Source organism: Thermanaerovibrio velox DSM 12556, assembly GCF_000237825.1.
GTDB lineage: Bacteria > Synergistota > Synergistia > Synergistales > Synergistaceae > Thermanaerovibrio > Thermanaerovibrio velox.
In genome coordinates this window covers 1,057,131-1,072,308 of the sequence record NZ_CM001377.1, presented here as the reverse complement: position 1 = coordinate 1,072,308, position 15,178 = coordinate 1,057,131, and the positions used below count along the sequence as shown (strand labels likewise).

The following is a 15,178-nucleotide window of genomic DNA, read 5'->3' as shown; positions in this document are numbered from 1 at the left end:
GGTCGTATGGATTAAGGTATAGATCTCCTTAGACGGGGTAGGGAAAAATCTCCTTCCTCGAGCCAGCGGTCTATGGTGACGGGGTATATCTTGTGTTCCACCCCATGGATCTTATCCTCCAGATCCTGCAGCGTGTCTCCTTCTTCTACCGTTACTGCCTCTTGAGCCAGTATGGGGCCGTGGTCCACCTGTTCGTCCACTATGTGTACGGTGACGCCAGTTACCTTAACTCCATATCGAAAGGCCTCTTCTATACCCTTCTTGCCCGGGAATGAAGGCAACAGGGAAGGATGGATGTTAATTATCATACCCTTATGTCTTTCAACGAACCTCTCCGAAAGGATCCGCATAAAGCCTGCCAGAACCAGGTGATGTGTATCGTAATAAACCATGGCCTGTTCTAGCTGTTCCTCTCCCCGGAGTCGTCCGCTGGAGTAATCCAACTCTATGGTTTGCAAGCCCTGTTCTCTTGCCCAAGTCAGCCCTGGTGCTGCGGGGTTGTCAGATCCCACAAAGGCTATGTGGGCCCTAAGAAGCCCCGCGTCCGCCGCGCTCTTTATGGCCATTAAGTTAGATCCCCTGCCGGATATCAAAATCCCTATCGGGGTTCTCATCTGCGTATCACCGATCCAATGATAAAAGGGGTTTCTCCCAGTTGGGCCATCAGGTTAACCAAGACATCGGTGTCCTTGGGAGAGGCTATCATCACGAAGCCCACTCCTAGGTTGAAAACCCTCCTCATCTCATCTTCCTCTATACCGAGATCCTGTAGGAAGTTGAAGATGACCGGTCTCTCCCAGGCTTGGTAGTCTATCCGTATTCCAAGACCAGGGGGTATGACCCTGGATATGTTCCCCTCAAGACCTCCTCCGGTTATGTGGGCCATCGCCTTTACAAGGCCGGATTCGGCTGCTTTAAGGGCCTGGTTTGCGTACAGCCTGGTGGGGCTCAAAAGTTCTTCCCCCAAAGGTCTGGGGAGGATGCCATGGTCGGAGTTTAGATCCAGCCGTGCTTCTCGAACGGCTTTTCTTATCAGGCTGTAACCGTTGCTGTGAGGCCCGGAGCTCGGAAGGCCGATGAGAAGGTCGCCTTCAACGATGGATTCCCCGGTTATCAAACCTTCGGTTGTGACCATCCCTACTGCAAACCCCGCCAGGTCGAAGGAGTCCTCACCGTATACTTGGGGCATTTCCGCAGTCTCGCCCCCAAGCAACGTGCATCCGCATTTCGTGCAGCTTTCAGCTATACCCTCCAAAATGGGGGATAACGAATCTGGGTTGAGCCTGCCGCACGCGATGTAGTCAAGGAAGAAAAGCGGCCTTGCACCGCAGGTGACCAGATCGTTAACGTTCATGGCCACTAGATCCTGTCCAAGCCCTTTTGTGTTCCCAAGCTCCCTTGCAAGTTCCATCTTTGTGCCTACCCCGTCACAGCAGGCCGCCAGGGCCAACTGTTCGCTGATGCGGTATAGGCCCGCGAATCCCCCGATGCCTCCGATTGTTTGGGCGTCGCTTAGGGGGTACTTCTTAACTATCTCCTTAACCCTTTCCACCCATAGATCTGCCGCTGATAGGCTTACGCCGGAATTATCATAGGTCAATGCCATTTACGTCATCCTCCATATACCTGCCATCGAAACAGGCGGTGCAAAGTCTTTCCTCAGGAAATCCGATGGCCTGAACTAGGTCCTTGACATCGATGTACCCCAGGGAATCAGCCCCTATCTGCCGGCTGAGTTCGTCCAAGTCGAACCTCGCTGCCGCCAGCTCCTCGGATGATGGGGTGTCTATGCCGTAGTAGCAGGGGAATCGGACCGGAGGGGATGCTATCCTGAGATGTACCTTGGAGGCGCCGGAGGATCGAATTAGGCTCACCACTCTGGAGGCGGTGGTGCCCCTTACTATGGAGTCATCAACGATGACGATCTCCTTGCCTTGTATCGCCAAACGGTTTGGATTTAGCTTAACCCTTACCCCAGCTTCTCTTACCCTTTGGGTGGGTTGAATGAATGTCCTGCCTACGTATCGGTTTCTTACTATGGCCATTTCGAAAGGAGAGCCGGATTCCTCTGAGTACCCCAGTGCCGCCACCGTTCCGCTGTCTGGCATGCCTGCCACCAGATGGGCCTTGGCAGGACACCTTTTTGCAAGGAAACGCCCAAGGTTCTTCCTCGCCTGATATACCGATATGCCGTCTATAACGCTGTCCGGCCTGGCGAAGTATACGAACTCAAAAGAACATAAAAAACCCTTGGAAGGCTTCGTCTGGATCCTAAGGGAAGATAGACCCCCTGACTGGTCTACAACGACCACCTCACCGGGCTCGATGTCTCTTATCAGCTGAGCCCCCACGATATCCAAAGCACAGGTTTCCGATGCGAAGTATATGGTTTCCCCTCTGCGTCCCATTACGAGGGGGCGGAACCCCCAGGGGTCCCTGGCGGCTATTAGCTTGTCCTTCAGGAGCACCACCAGACTGAAGGCTCCCTTGATCCTTCTGAGCGCATCCATTAAGGCGTCAAGGGGCATCTTGTGAGACTGGTGGGCCATGAGGTGAAGTATCACCTCCGTGTCAGAGGTGGATTGAAAAATGGCCCCCCGGTTTTCCAGGTATTTCATGATGCCGTCCGAGTTGGTGATGTTGCCGTTGTGGGCTATGGCCACCGCCCCCTTGGCGTAGTTTATGGTGAGCGGTTGGGCATTCTGCAGGATGGAGTCTCCGCAGGTGGAGTATCTGACGTGTCCTATGGCCGCATGGGCGGTTATAGAAGAGGCTATCCCCTGGGGAATGGCGTTATGGACGAGCCCCATGCCTTTTATGGACCTTGCTATCCCGTTCTCTATCCAGGATACCCCGGCAGATTCCTGCCCCCGGTGTTGCAGTGCGAAAAGCCCTAGGTACACGTCCTCCAGCACCGGCTCCATTTTTGGGGAGAACGCACCGAAAACGCCGCACATCAGATCTTCGCCCCCCCTCTAAGCTTCTCCAGCGGGATCGTAATTTTGTCGGCTTTTAGTGAGCTGTGGTCCTTGGTCAGTTTTCCTATGCGGCGGACCTCATGGCCGTTAAAAACCCTTTCTAAATCCCGTACCTTTTCGCTGGATATGAAGTATATGGCCGATGGAGATCCCTCCCCAAATATGTCTGCTTCATCGATTGGCCATGGAATGTCCAGGTCAACCCCAAAGGGAGAGTTTATTATCGCCTTTATGAGAGATGCTGCCCATCCACCCCTTGACACGGCCCGCCCCGCTTGGGCTATACCATCTTTTGCCACCTTAAGGGCGCACTGGTTAAAGGCCATTTCCCTAGGTGGATCAAATGAGAGGGTAGCGCCTGAGGCCCCTGTGATATGTCCATACAGGCTTCCGATGGTTGATGTGGTTCGTCCAACCAGAAACACCTCGAGCCCCTCATCATTGGAGCTGGGTTTAGGGGGGAGAGGGTTTATCCCCTCGGGTATGAAGCCTGCGGAGACGATAAGGGGGGATGGCATTATCCTTGATGTGGGGCTTTCGTTGTAGAGGCTTACGTTCCCGGATACGACGGGGCATTTAAGCTCCCTGGCGGCGGTGGCGAGGCCTTTCACCGATTCCTCGAGTTCCCAGTATTGCTCTGGGATTTCCGGGGATGGGAAGTTCAGACAGTTTGTTATCCCCATGGGGTCTGCACCGGCCACGGATAGATGCCTTATGGAAAGCGCGGTCACCAGGGCGGTACCGTTAAAGGGATCTTGAGCGCAAATCCATGGATTGGCCTCCATCGAGAAGACCACGGTGCCAGCCCCTTCGATCCAAAGAGCTGCCACGGGGTTGCCGGGGCCTAGTAACGTTCTAAGCTGTACCATTGAATCGTACTGTTTGTATATCCACGAGTGATCTCCCATGGAGGGATGCTGCATGACGCGCAGGAGTTCTGTAACTACGTCCTCTGCGTTCAGAGAGCGGCTTGTCTTTATAGAGGCGCTTCGCTTTGGGGGAGAGGAGGGCCAATTTTTGACAGGAGAATCCCCACCCAAGATCCCCACTGGCAGTTCCGCTAGGAGTTCCCCGCGGTTAAAAACCCTGTAGAATCCCGTGTCGGTCATTTCGCCCACAAGGGCGCACTCCAGGTTCCATTTCTTCGCCACTGCCTCTACGTACGGTATATCTTCTGGCAGGCAAACCAACAGCATCCTTTCCTGTGACTCGGAAAGGAATATCTCCCAGGGCTCCATGGTCTCCCTAAGGGGTATCTTTTCACAGTGAATGTCTATGCCGTTGCCGCTCTTGTGAGCCACCTCGCTGGTTGATGACAGTATGCCTGCGGCCCCCATGTCCTGCATGGCCTGAATCTTGCCTTCTTTAAGCAGCTCGATGCAAGCTTCTATGAGTAGCTTTTCATAGAACGGGTCCCCTATTTGTATTTGAGGTTTGTTGGCCCCGTCGTCTCCGCTAAGACCGGTGGAGGCGAATGCGGCTCCAGCGATGCCGTCCCTACCGGTTCTTGCCCCTAAGATAAGGACCTGCATGCCGGGTTTTGCGGTCTTGCTGCTGCAAGCTTTGTCCAACTCCAGGATGCCTGCACAGAAGGCATTGACCAAGGGGTTTTCGTCGTAGCACTGGTCGTATATGGTGAGGCCACCGACGGTTGGAACCCCCACGGCGTTGCCGTAACCGCCTATGCCCCTTACCACACCAGATGATATCCTTCGGTTCCGTGAGTTATCGGAGGAGCCGAAGAACAGGCCGTCCATGGATGCCACCGGTCTTGCCCCCATGGCAAGTATGTCCCTTATTATGCCCCCTACCCCTGTGGCGGCCCCTTCGTACGGTGAGATTGCGGAAGGATGGTTATGGCTTTCAACTTTAAACGCGAGTCCCAGCTTGTGGTTAAGCCTTACGACCCCAGCGTTCTCCCCCTCCCCGGCTATCACGTAAGGTCCGTCCTTGGGTAGGCTGGCCAATAGGGATCTGGTGGATTTGTAGCTGCAATGCTCGGACCACATGACCCCTACCATTCGGAGCTCAAGGTCATTGGGCTCCCGCTTAAGGGCGGATTTCAGCTCCTCCCATTCCTTTGTGTCCAGCCCAGCTTCTTCCGGAGTCATGGCCTAGATTCCCCCTCTTAGCCAGTGTTCTATGGAGCGCCATAGCATTGTGCCGTAAGTGTCCCCTAAACGTTTCAAAGTGGCCCTTTCAGGATGAGGCATCATCCCTAGAACGTTGCCCTTTTCGTTTATTATCCCAGCTATGTTGTTGAGTGAGCCGTTGGGATTTTCCCATCCTTCGGGTTCGACCCCGGGGGGAGGCACGTAGCGGAATACCACCCTGCCGGATGACTCCAGGTCGTCCAGTTCTTCCTTGGGAAGGTAGAACATGCCGTCCCCATGGGCTATGGGAAATTGAACGGGTTCCGCAGGGTTAAAGAGGCAGGTGAAAGGAGTTTGGTTTGTCTCGACCTTAAGCCAGCAGGGGGAGCAGATGAACCGTTGGGATCGGTTGGTTAATAGAGTTCCCTTCAGGAGCCCCGCCTCGGTCAGGATCTGAAAACCGTTGCATATCCCCAGAACCAGACAGCCCCGATGGGCATGTTCCCTGACTGCCCTCATAACAGGGCTCCTGGCGCTCATGGCCCCGGGCCTCAAGTAGTCGCCGTAGGAGAAACCGCCGGGTAAGACCACCAAGTCATATTTATCAAGCGTCGAATCGGTGTGCCATATCATGTTTACCTTGGCGTTTATAGATTTGGATATGGCGAGCTTCACGTCCTGGTCGCAGTTGCTGCCTGGGAACGTTATGACTGCCACCTTCATTTTGAGACATCTCCCACCTTGATCGTGAAGGTCTCTATCATCTCGTTGCATAATAGATCGCGGCACATGGCCTTGGCGGCTTCAACGGCGGATTCCTCGTCCTTTGACTCCAATGTCAGTCTTATGAACTTCCCAACGGAAACGTCTACGACGGAGTGATTGCCCATCTCCCTTAGGGTGGACATCACTGCTCTTCCCTGGGTGTCCAAAACACCGTCCTTTGGGCGTACCAGCACTGAAAGGGTGTATAGCAACTTATAGCTCCTCCTTCCCGCCCTCGTGAGATAGGGACAGGCGCTTCCATATCTCTTCATAGGCCTCTAGAACCTTTCCAAGGTCGTTCCTGAACCTGTCCTTGTCCAGTTTTTCCCCGGTGTGTTTGTCCCAGAGCCTGCAAGTATCCGGTGAGATCTCATCAGCCAGTATTATTTCCCCTTCTTGGGTCCTGCCGAACTCTAGCTTGAAGTCCACCAGGGTTATCCCCACGGAATCGAAGATCTCGGAGAGTAGGTCATTCACTTTTACGGCTGAGGACTTGATTTTTTTTAACTCCTCTTCCGTGGCCCACCCGAAGAGGATGGCATGGTCATCGTTTATTATTGGGTCCCCCAATGCGTCGTCCTTATAGTACAGCTCCACCAAGGGGCGTTGGAGTTTTAGCCCTTCCTTGACCCCCAGTCTTTTGCATATGGAGCCTGCGGTTATGTTTCGTACCACCACCTCTAGGGGGAGGATTTTGACCCTTAGGACCTCTTGGTGCGTGTCATCCAGCATCCTTATAAAGTGGTTTTTGACGCCCCTCTCTTTTAGGGCTTGGAATATTATGGAGCTTATGAGGTTGTTAAGGTGCCCCTTTCCCTCCATGGATGCCTTCTTCTGTGCGTTAAAGGCTGTGAGGTGATCCTTGTATTCCACTATGATGCGGTTTGGGTCATCGGTGGAGTACATCCTCTTTGCCTTTCCCTCGTACAGCATCTCGCCCTTTTGCATGCCTTTCACCTCCGGAAGTTTATGCTTACATATAATGCTGAACCAGCTAAAATGTCAAGATAAAAGCCGATGCTGCCCGGCATTGCGTTCTCGAATATTAGCAATCTTTTTGGCTGGAGATAATGCCGGTGAAGGAGGTGTTTGCTGGTGGCTTGGCTGTACCGGGTTTGACCGGTTGTTGCACTGCAAATGGTGTAAATTAAATAAGAACCCCCAAGGGGTCTTCCCCTTGGGGTAGCGATATCTACCTAGTTGGGCCGTTGCTCATCTAACCTTATATATAGCCCCGTCAAGTGATCCGAAGAAAGCGAATCCATCCCCCAGGGCTGTTGATGTGGTAACGTTGCCCCCAACCTTTGCTTTCCACAGCAGATCCCCGGTCTTAGCGTCCAGGCAGAACAGGGCATCGTCGTTGCTGCCGACGTACACCCTTCCTGCTCCCCCTGATGGGGAGGACTGGATGCCGCTGTGGGTCTTGAAGGACCAGATCAGGTTGCCCGAATAAGGGTCAAGGCAGTAAAGCCTTCCCGACATGTCCCCCACGTAGAGCTTGCCGTCGTATGCCAAGGGTGAAGAGTCTATATAGGCATCGGCCTTAAACCTCCAAATCACCGCCCGGTGCTTTATCCTCGCACCGTAAACGAATCCGTCCCATCCGGCAAAGAACACCATGTCGCCCATGATCGCGGGGGATCCCGTTATAGGCCCTCCTATTACCGCCCGCCACATGACCTGGCCGGTTTCCGCATCAAGGGCAAACAGCTTGCCATCGTTGTTGCCTACAAATACAATCCCTTCGGATATCACCGGTGAGGAGTATACCTCCCTGCCTAGTTTGGTCTTCCAAACCTGCCAGCCGGTCTTTATGCTAACGCAGTAGACGTATCCGTCGATTCCACCGAAGAAGACCTTGCCGTTCCATATGGCGGGGGAAGAGTGAACGCCGTTGTGGGTTGTGAAACGCCATATGAGTTTCCCGTCCGATCCGTTTACGCAATATACCTTGCCGTCGTAACTCCCGAATATCACCTTGCCCTCTGAAACCGCAGGAGAGGAAACAATCCAGTTCTCCGTTGGGAACCTCCATATGGTCCTTCCGTTTGTGCCATCCAGGGCGTACAGGTTCCCGTCCTTGCTCCCGAAAAATACCACGTTTCCCCAAAGGGCCGGAGAGGATGCCACCGGGCCTTGGGTGCTAAGCCTCCACTCGAGCTCTCCCAGGGGGCTGAGCTTGGGTTCCTTGTCAAGTACCGTACCGTTGCGGCTTGGATTTCCCATGAACTGGGGCCATCCCGTCGCGGCCTCACAGTACCCGGCTAACAAAAGCGCCATCATGGTCGATGCCGTTCCCAATATAACTGCCCAAAGGCCTTTCCGCTTCCTGTGCATGAAAAAACCTCCTTTCCCGGTATAACCTTGGGATTTTGGTAAAATCATTCTGCGTCACGTTCCCGTAGATCTCGAAGACCTGGAGGGGAGTATGAGCGATTTGGAACATATAAGGAATTTTAGCATCATAGCCCATGTGGATCATGGGAAATCGACCATTGCGGATCGTCTCCTGGAGGCCACTGGTACGGTGGATCAGCGCTCCATGAGGGATCAGCTTTTGGACTCGTTGGAATTGGAGAGGGAGAGGGGCATAACCATAAAGTTGGTCCCGGTAAGGATGAACTACCGCGCCAGTGATGGCAAGGACTACGTTCTTAACCTCATAGACACCCCTGGGCACGTTGACTTTAGCTACGAGGTATCGAGGTCCCTGGCCGCCTGCGAGGGGGCAATCCTCGTGGTGGACGCGGCTCAAGGGGTGGAGGCTCAAACGGTGGCCAACGCATACTTGGCGGTGGACCAAGGGCTTGAGCTGCTCCCAGTGCTGAACAAGATCGATCTGCCTTCCGCCCAGCCTGATAGGGTATGTAGGGAGATAGAGGAGATCGTGGGTATAGATACCTCAGAGGTTATATTGGCGAGTGCCAAGGAGGGCAAGGGCATCCAAGATATTTTGGAGGCGGTGGTCAAAAAAATACCTTCCCCCAAGGGAGACCCAAATGCCCCCCTGCAGGGCCTGATATTTGATTCCGTGTATGACAACTACCGGGGAGTAGTTTGCTACGTAAGGGTGGTTAATGGGGTTATACGCCCCGGCCAGAAGGTGATGCTAATGGCCACCGGCTCTTCCTACGAGGTTGAGGAGGTGGGGGTTTTCAGGCCCCATATGGATAAGGTTGATAAGCTGGGCCCCGGTGAGGTTGGGTACTTCATATGCGGCATAAAGAACGTCTCAGAGGCCCGGGTGGGGGATACGGTTACGGATGCCCAAAATCCAGCTTCGCAACCCCTGCCGGGTTACAGGAAGGTAAAGCCGGTGGTGTTCTGTGGTTTCTACCCGATAGAAAGGGAGGAGATAACGCAGCTTAGAGAGGCACTGGAGAAGCTTCAGCTCAATGATTCCGCCATATCGTTTGAGCCCGAGACATCCACTGCCCTGGGGTTTGGGTTCCGCTGTGGTTTCCTGGGGCTTCTCCATATGGACATAGCCAAGGAGAGGCTTTCAAGAGAATTTGGGGTTGAACTGGTTGCCACGTCGCCGAACGTGGTCTATCAGATAGAGCTTTCGGACGGCTCGGTAATAGAAGCCCATAAACCCTCGGACTTCCCCGATCAATCGAAGATAAAGGAGGTTCGGGAGCCCTTTATCCGCTGTACCCTGTTCCTCCCCGATGGCTTTGTGGGGCCTGCTATGCAGCTTTGTCAGGAGAAGCGAGGGGTTTACGTCAGCATGGAGTACCTGAGCCCCGAGAGGGTTCGATTGGTGTATGATCTCCCCCTCGCGGAGTTCATATTGGACTTCCACGATCGGTTGAAGTCGGTTACCAGGGGATACGCTTCCTTGGATTATGAACATCTCGGGTTCAGACCTTCTCAGCTGGTTAAGGTGGACATACTGATCAACGAAGAGCCGATAGATGCCTTCTCCTTCATATGTCACCAGGATGCTGCATACCACAGGGGGCATGCGGTGGCCACAAAATTGAAGGAGTTGATACCTCGTCAGCTGTTTGAGGTCCCAATTCAAGCTGCCATCGGGAAAAGGGTGATAGTCAGGACCAACATAAAGGCGGTTAGGAAGGACGTTCTCGCCAAGTGCTATGGCGGAGATGTTACCAGGAAGAGAAAACTCCTGGAGAAGCAGAAGGAAGGGAAGAAGAGGATGAAGCAGATAGGCCGGGTTTCCATCCCTCAGGAGGCCTTCCTGGCCTTTATGGACGTGTCTGACAAGGATAAGGACTGATGCCCTTGTTGCACCCCCGGGAGCTGCTTGCGGAAGTCCCTTGGGATGTGGAGTCTAAGGTCCTGGGGGGCGATCTTTCTCTGTACGTTCATGTGCCGTTTTGTGTCAAAAAGTGCCTGTACTGTTCTTTCCCAAGCGCTCCTATGGGCCCCTTGGATGAGGAACTTTACGTGGACGCCTTGTGTAGTGAGATAACATCCTGGGCTGGACAGCTCAAGGGCAGGAAGCTGTTCTCCCTGTACGTCGGCGGAGGAACTCCTTCCAGGCTCTCCTGTCCTGCCTGGAAGAGGGTGTTTGGATGCTTATGGCGTTTTTTCGATCCATCGGATCTTCAGGAGGTCACATTTGAGGCAAACCCAGAGAGCCTGAACATATCCCTGCTTAAAACATGGATGGACCTGTGTCCTATCCCCATCCGGTTGAGCCTGGGGGTTCAGAGCTTTGATGATTCTGACCTTTTGGCCCTTGGCAGGCCCCATACAGCTAAAGACGCCAAGAGGGCCTGTGATATGGCATTGAGCGAGGGGCTATCTCTTAGCCTGGACATCATGTTTCGGCTCCCGAATCAGACCATCAGGGGTTTTGCCGTTACCTTAAGAGAGGCTGTTAAATCTGGAGCGGAGCACCTGTCCGCATACGAACTCTCCATAGAGGACGGAACTCCGTATCACTCGATGAACCTGAGCTTTTGTGAGGATGGGTACGTTTTCTACAGGTATCTTCAGTGGTACCTTGCCAAGAAGGGGTTTCTCCAATACGAGATATCTAACTTTGCCTTGAACGGTGCATTCCGCCTGCACAACCTGAGGTATTGGCTTGGGGGGGAGTTTTTTAGGTGTTGGCCCTGGGGCATGGAGCTGCATAGGAGGAGCAAGGTACCGGAACGCATCGAATCTTAAAGGTTGGGCCCGCTTGGTCGCCCTCTCCGGCAAGGGGGTTGATTTCGGTGAGTTCATCCCGAACGAATCAAGGAGGTCGGAAAGGGCGGTTCTTAGGCTCAGAACCATTTGGGGTTTTCGCCCCGGGCTGGAGGATAAGCGCGTGGCCGCATCGCTTTCTTCCCTATGTGATGATCTGGTTCAGCTCAACAAGGATCTTGATGGAAGCGATGTCTACCGGCTCACCCCAAGGGGTTTTAGGGTGGCTAATCGCATATGGGAGATGCTCCTTCCGGACTGCTAAGGTGGGGGTGGTTGGTGGTGGATTACCTGGTCCTAGGATTGGAAGATGATGATTCCCTGGAAGAGAAGCTGCACGGTCTTCTGGAGCACATTGCTGGACATAAGCGCGTAGAAGTGCCGCTTGTGGGTTACGAGACTCAGGTGGGGCCGTCCCTGCGGGATGTTTTGCCCTTCTTCGGAGATGTCCCGTCATCTGGAGATGGTTGGGTAAGGCTGTATGGATCCTTTGGCGATCAGACGGGGTTCGCCATGATGGTGGGGAATTGTCTTAGGGGGCTGAACCTCCCGATGGGTTCCTGGTATTCATCCCCTCCTGATCCTCCTGGGGGTCCTTGGGGGCTTATCGGAATGGCTGATCAGGGATGGATCGTCCTGTTTGATGACACCATTCAAGAACCCATGAAAGAGAGGCTGAGCGACAGCGTAATGGTGGCATACATACCTCTCGAGGTCTTGGAGGGTAACCCGATTGAACCGCATATGGAATCCGAAGAGGTTCAGAGAATAACGCTTCGATGGCTTCTTTCGTACCTCCCAGATAGGGAGGATTATGACGTCTGACGAAAGGTGGTGTTAAAAGTGACCTTTGATTTTAACGCCTTTATGAGGCAGATACCTTCCATGTCGGATCTCCTGAACCTTCCATGGGTCCCACCTATGGAGGAGTTGTTGGGAAGAAGCGCGGTTAAAAGTGTGTTCGCCGAGGTCATTGGGGAGTTCCGGGAGATGATTAGGACCGGGAAGATATCCTCCGTAGACGGAGAATCGATAGTTAGGGAGGCCAGGGCCAGGTTGGCCCAGCGTTCCACTTTAAGCCTCCGGCGGGTTTTGAACGGAACTGGGGTTGTGGTTCATACTAATCTTGGTAGGTCTCCCTTGCCGCTTGAGGTCATGAGACAGGTAGAGGAAGTAGCGGCAGGCTATAGCACCTTGGAATTCTCCCTTGATGAAGGGGTTAGAGGGCATCGTAACCAACATGTAGAGTGGCTCTTGTGTCAGCTTACCGGGGCTGATGGAGCGGTGGTGGTGAACAACAACGCTGCGGCGGTCCTACTTTGCCTTGCCGGGTTGGCGTCTGGTAGGGAGGTTATTGTTTCCCGGGGTGAACTGGTGGAGATAGGTGGATCCTTCAGAATACCGGAGATCCTGTCCTTTGCCGGTGCAAAGATGGTGGAGGTAGGGACCACGAATAGGACACACCTGAGTGATTACGAATCTGCGATAAGTGATAGTACTGCAGTGCTCTTGAAGGTTCATCCGTCTAACTTCCGAATAGAGGGTTTCCACTGCTCGGTAGATAGGCAGCAGCTGGCTCAGCTCGCTGTGGCGAGGGGGTTGACTTTGGTTGAGGATCTGGGCAGCGGCCTTTTGGAGCCATTGGATAACGGTATGTTGACCTCAGAGCCCACGGTTAAAGAATGCCTCTCCCAGGGGGTGGACTTGGTCACCTTTTCTGGGGATAAGCTTCTTGGGGGGCCCCAGATAGGAGTGATAGCAGGAAGACGTCAGCTGACGGACCGACTCAAGAGGCACCCCCTCATGAGAGCTTTTAGGGTGGATAAGATGACCCTTGCGGCCTTTGAGGGGATACTTCGGATGATGCTGCAGGGTAGAGGGGATCAAATACCGGCCAGGGCTATGCTTTCGGAGCGGCCTGAAAAGATTAAGAAGAGGGCGCAGAAGATAGCTGCTGCCTGTCGGAGAAGGATCAGGGAGCGGTCCATCCCTGGAGATGCTAGGGTTATCCCCGTGGAGGACGCGGTTGGTGGAGGGGCTTTCCCAGCGGTCCCCCTTAATGGGTACGGGGTGGCCTTGGACCTTCCGTCTTTAGGGGGGGCTTCAAGGGTACAACGGCTTTTCCGGAAGACGGTTCCCCCTGTGGTCTTGGGGGTTGATGAAGGGATGCCGTGTCTTCACGTGAGGACCCTCTTGAGCGGGGAAGAGATGCTTTTTATGAAGGCACTAGATCATGTACTGGGGGTGAGGTGATGGAGTACCCCTTCGTTTTAGGTACCGCAGGTCACATAGATCATGGTAAGACCACGTTGGTTAAGGCCCTTACTGGGGTTGACTGCGATAGGTTAGTCGAAGAAAAGCGACGTGGAATAACCATAGAACTTGGCTTTGCCCCTTTGACCGTTGGTGATCGGGTGGTCAGCGTGGTTGATGTGCCAGGGCACGAGAGGTTCATTCGACAGATGGTGGCTGGGGCAGCCGGGGTCGATGCGGTGATGATGGTTATAGCGGCCGACGAAGGGGTTATGCCTCAGACCAAGGAACACCTTGAGATCCTGGAGCTCTTGGGGGTCCGGCGGGGGGTGCTGGTGATCACGAAGGTTGACCTGGTGGACCCCGAGATGCTGGCTCTGGCGGAGGAGGAGATAAGGGAGGTATTCCGGGGGACATTCTTGGAGGGAGCCCCTATTATCAGGACCAGCGCTGCTGCAGGCGTTGGGCTTGAGGATCTGAAATCCGCCATATTAAGGCTGGTGGAGTCATCCCCTGTAAGGAGCAGGGAGGGAGATCTTTTCCTTCCCATAGACAGGGCTTTTTCTGTGCCTGGGTTTGGCACCGTGGTGACTGGAACCATATATAACGGTTCGATCCAAGAGGGGGATGAGGTAACGGTTGTCCCTTCCGGTTTATCATCCAAGGTGAGATCCGTGCAGGTTCACGGCGTGAGAGTTCGGGAAGCTGTAGCGGGGCAGCGAAGTGCCTTGAACATTCCTGGGGTTGGATTGGATCAGCTCCGAAGGGGAGATGTGCTGACCTCAAGGGGTTCCTGCCAACCAACGAGCAGGCTTGGCGTATGGCTAAAGGTACTAGGATCAGCGGTGGAGCCTGTGCGGCACTGGCAGCGGCTTAGGCTGCACCTTGGCACTGCAGAGGTAATGGCGAGGGTGGTTCTTCTTGATGGTGCCAGCCTGGAGCCTTCCTGTGAGGGCCCAGCTCTTTTGGTCTTGGAGGAGCCAGTGGCTGCCATGGGTTCTCAGCGCTTCATAGTAAGGTTCTACAGCCCCCTTAGGACCATAGGGGGGGGGGAGGTTATCCTTCCTTACGTGGAAGGGGTGAGGAGCAAGTCTCGCAGGGAGGCCATGGGTCGTCTGCTGACGGGGCTTAAAAACGCCAAGTCCCCAGTGGAGAAGATTCAGCGATATCTTGAACACCTGCATGTAGCATCTCCTTCGGAGATAAGGCTAAGCCTCAGCTTAAATCCAAGCTCGCTGATGGAAGTGCTCCAAGAGGGTGTTAATAAGGGGCTGTGGATATCCGTGGGATCCAGTAATGGGGAATATGTTTTGGAGGCCCATAGAGATGATCAGCTCTCGCATCTTTTGATGGAAACCATGGAGAGGTTCCACACCGATAACCCATTGGAGAAGGGGATGCCGATTGACGGGTTGGTAAGGGCAATGGGGTTGGATCAAAAGATACTTAAAGCTTGGTTGGGGAGCAAGTGTGAGAAAGGCGTGGTTACGCTTGAGGATGGAAGGGTTAGTCATCCGTCATTTGTCAGGGATACTGGGGCAGTATCTAAGGCCTTAGAGAGGCTTAAGGACTTCCTGGATGAAAGGGGATTCATGCTCCCGGACCTGGAGGAAATAAAGAAGCAGCTTGGGGTTGATGACGACTCTTTCAAAAAGATCATATCCCTTGCCAAGGAAGAGGGGGTTGGGGTTATCCTGCCGGGGGGGTTGTTCTTCTCTAGTAGACTAATTCGATCTCTATGGGAGATTTTGTCTCAGATGGAGGAGATCACTGTGGCATCCGTGAGGGATAGGCTGGGGCTCAGCAGAAAGTATGTGATGCCCATGTTGGAACACATGGATTCCATCGGAATAACGAGGAGGGTTAAGGATAAGAGGGTTCTTCTTAAGCGTCCTACGGCTTAAAATGAACCTGTAGCGTGGGCTTAAC

14 protein-coding genes are annotated in these 15,178 nt (G+C 53.9%); 6 read left to right on the top strand and 8 right to left on the bottom strand.

Annotated elements, in window-relative coordinates:
- Window positions 1–11 precede the first annotated feature (11 nt).
- From purN to THEVEDRAFT_RS05135, 8 genes are all read right to left on the bottom strand, one after another.
- Window positions 12–614: a phosphoribosylglycinamide formyltransferase gene (gene purN, locus THEVEDRAFT_RS05170; RefSeq protein ID WP_006583657.1), complete on the bottom strand. Its 603-nt coding sequence runs from the start codon at window positions 612–614 to the stop codon at window positions 12–14.
- Window positions 611–1,606 (bottom strand): phosphoribosylformylglycinamidine cyclo-ligase, encoded by a 996-nt coding sequence (gene purM / locus THEVEDRAFT_RS05165; protein WP_006583656.1) that lies wholly within the window; start codon window positions 1,604–1,606, stop codon window positions 611–613. Before purM ends, purN begins: the two co-directional genes overlap by 4 nt.
- A complete protein-coding gene (gene purF, locus THEVEDRAFT_RS05160; RefSeq protein WP_006583655.1) occupies window positions 1,590–2,957 on the bottom strand; it encodes an amidophosphoribosyltransferase in 1,368 nt (455 codons plus the stop codon). Before purF ends, purM begins: the two co-directional genes overlap by 17 nt.
- Window positions 2,957–5,089: a phosphoribosylformylglycinamidine synthase subunit PurL gene (gene purL, locus THEVEDRAFT_RS05155; RefSeq protein ID WP_006583654.1), complete on the bottom strand. Its 2,133-nt coding sequence runs from the start codon at window positions 5,087–5,089 to the stop codon at window positions 2,957–2,959. The genes purF and purL overlap by 1 nt, the downstream gene beginning before the upstream one ends.
- A gap of 3 nt (window positions 5,090–5,092) precedes the next feature.
- On the bottom strand, window positions 5,093–5,794 hold the full coding sequence (gene purQ / locus THEVEDRAFT_RS05150) for a phosphoribosylformylglycinamidine synthase subunit PurQ (protein WP_006583653.1): 702 nt from the start codon (window positions 5,792–5,794) through the stop codon (window positions 5,093–5,095).
- Window positions 5,791–6,048, bottom strand: coding sequence for a phosphoribosylformylglycinamidine synthase subunit PurS (gene purS / locus THEVEDRAFT_RS05145; protein ID WP_006583652.1), 258 nt, complete (start codon window positions 6,046–6,048; stop codon window positions 5,791–5,793). The genes purQ and purS overlap by 4 nt, the downstream gene beginning before the upstream one ends.
- 1 nt (window position 6,049) lies before the next feature.
- Window positions 6,050–6,784: a phosphoribosylaminoimidazolesuccinocarboxamide synthase gene (gene purC, locus THEVEDRAFT_RS05140; RefSeq protein WP_006583651.1), complete on the bottom strand. Its 735-nt coding sequence runs from the start codon at window positions 6,782–6,784 to the stop codon at window positions 6,050–6,052.
- A gap of 264 nt (window positions 6,785–7,048) precedes the next feature.
- Entirely contained in the window at window positions 7,049–8,173 is a 1,125-nt protein-coding gene (locus THEVEDRAFT_RS05135; RefSeq protein WP_006583650.1) for an outer membrane protein assembly factor BamB family protein, read from the bottom strand.
- A gap of 91 nt (window positions 8,174–8,264) precedes the next feature.
- Here THEVEDRAFT_RS05135 and lepA point away from each other — a divergent pair, with 91 nt between their 5' ends.
- The 6 genes from lepA to selB are packed head-to-tail and all read left to right on the top strand — an operon-like array spanning window position 8,265 to window position 15,153.
- Window positions 8,265–10,079 (top strand): translation elongation factor 4, encoded by a 1,815-nt coding sequence (gene lepA / locus THEVEDRAFT_RS05130; protein ID WP_006583649.1) that lies wholly within the window; start codon window positions 8,265–8,267, stop codon window positions 10,077–10,079.
- Window positions 10,079–10,978, top strand: a complete 900-nt coding sequence (locus THEVEDRAFT_RS05125) for a coproporphyrinogen-III oxidase family protein (RefSeq protein ID WP_245522607.1) — start codon at window positions 10,079–10,081, stop codon at window positions 10,976–10,978. Before lepA ends, THEVEDRAFT_RS05125 begins: the two co-directional genes overlap by 1 nt.
- Window positions 10,979–10,991: 13 nt before the next feature.
- Complete coding sequence (locus THEVEDRAFT_RS09860) at window positions 10,992–11,261, top strand: hypothetical protein (RefSeq protein WP_245522606.1); 270 nt, start codon at window positions 10,992–10,994, stop codon at window positions 11,259–11,261.
- A gap of 17 nt (window positions 11,262–11,278) precedes the next feature.
- A complete protein-coding gene (locus THEVEDRAFT_RS05120) occupies window positions 11,279–11,821 on the top strand; it encodes a hypothetical protein (RefSeq protein ID WP_156787121.1) in 543 nt (180 codons plus the stop codon).
- Between the two features lie 42 nt (window positions 11,822–11,863).
- On the top strand, window positions 11,864–13,249 hold the full coding sequence (selA, locus tag THEVEDRAFT_RS05115) for an L-seryl-tRNA(Sec) selenium transferase (RefSeq protein WP_040825780.1): 1,386 nt from the start codon (window positions 11,864–11,866) through the stop codon (window positions 13,247–13,249).
- The gene (gene selB, locus THEVEDRAFT_RS05110; protein ID WP_006583645.1) at window positions 13,249–15,153 is read left to right on the top strand and encodes a selenocysteine-specific translation elongation factor; all 1,905 of its coding nucleotides are present in this window, start codon (window positions 13,249–13,251) and stop codon (window positions 15,151–15,153) included. The genes selA and selB overlap by 1 nt, the downstream gene beginning before the upstream one ends.
- Window positions 15,154–15,178 lie beyond the last annotated feature (25 nt).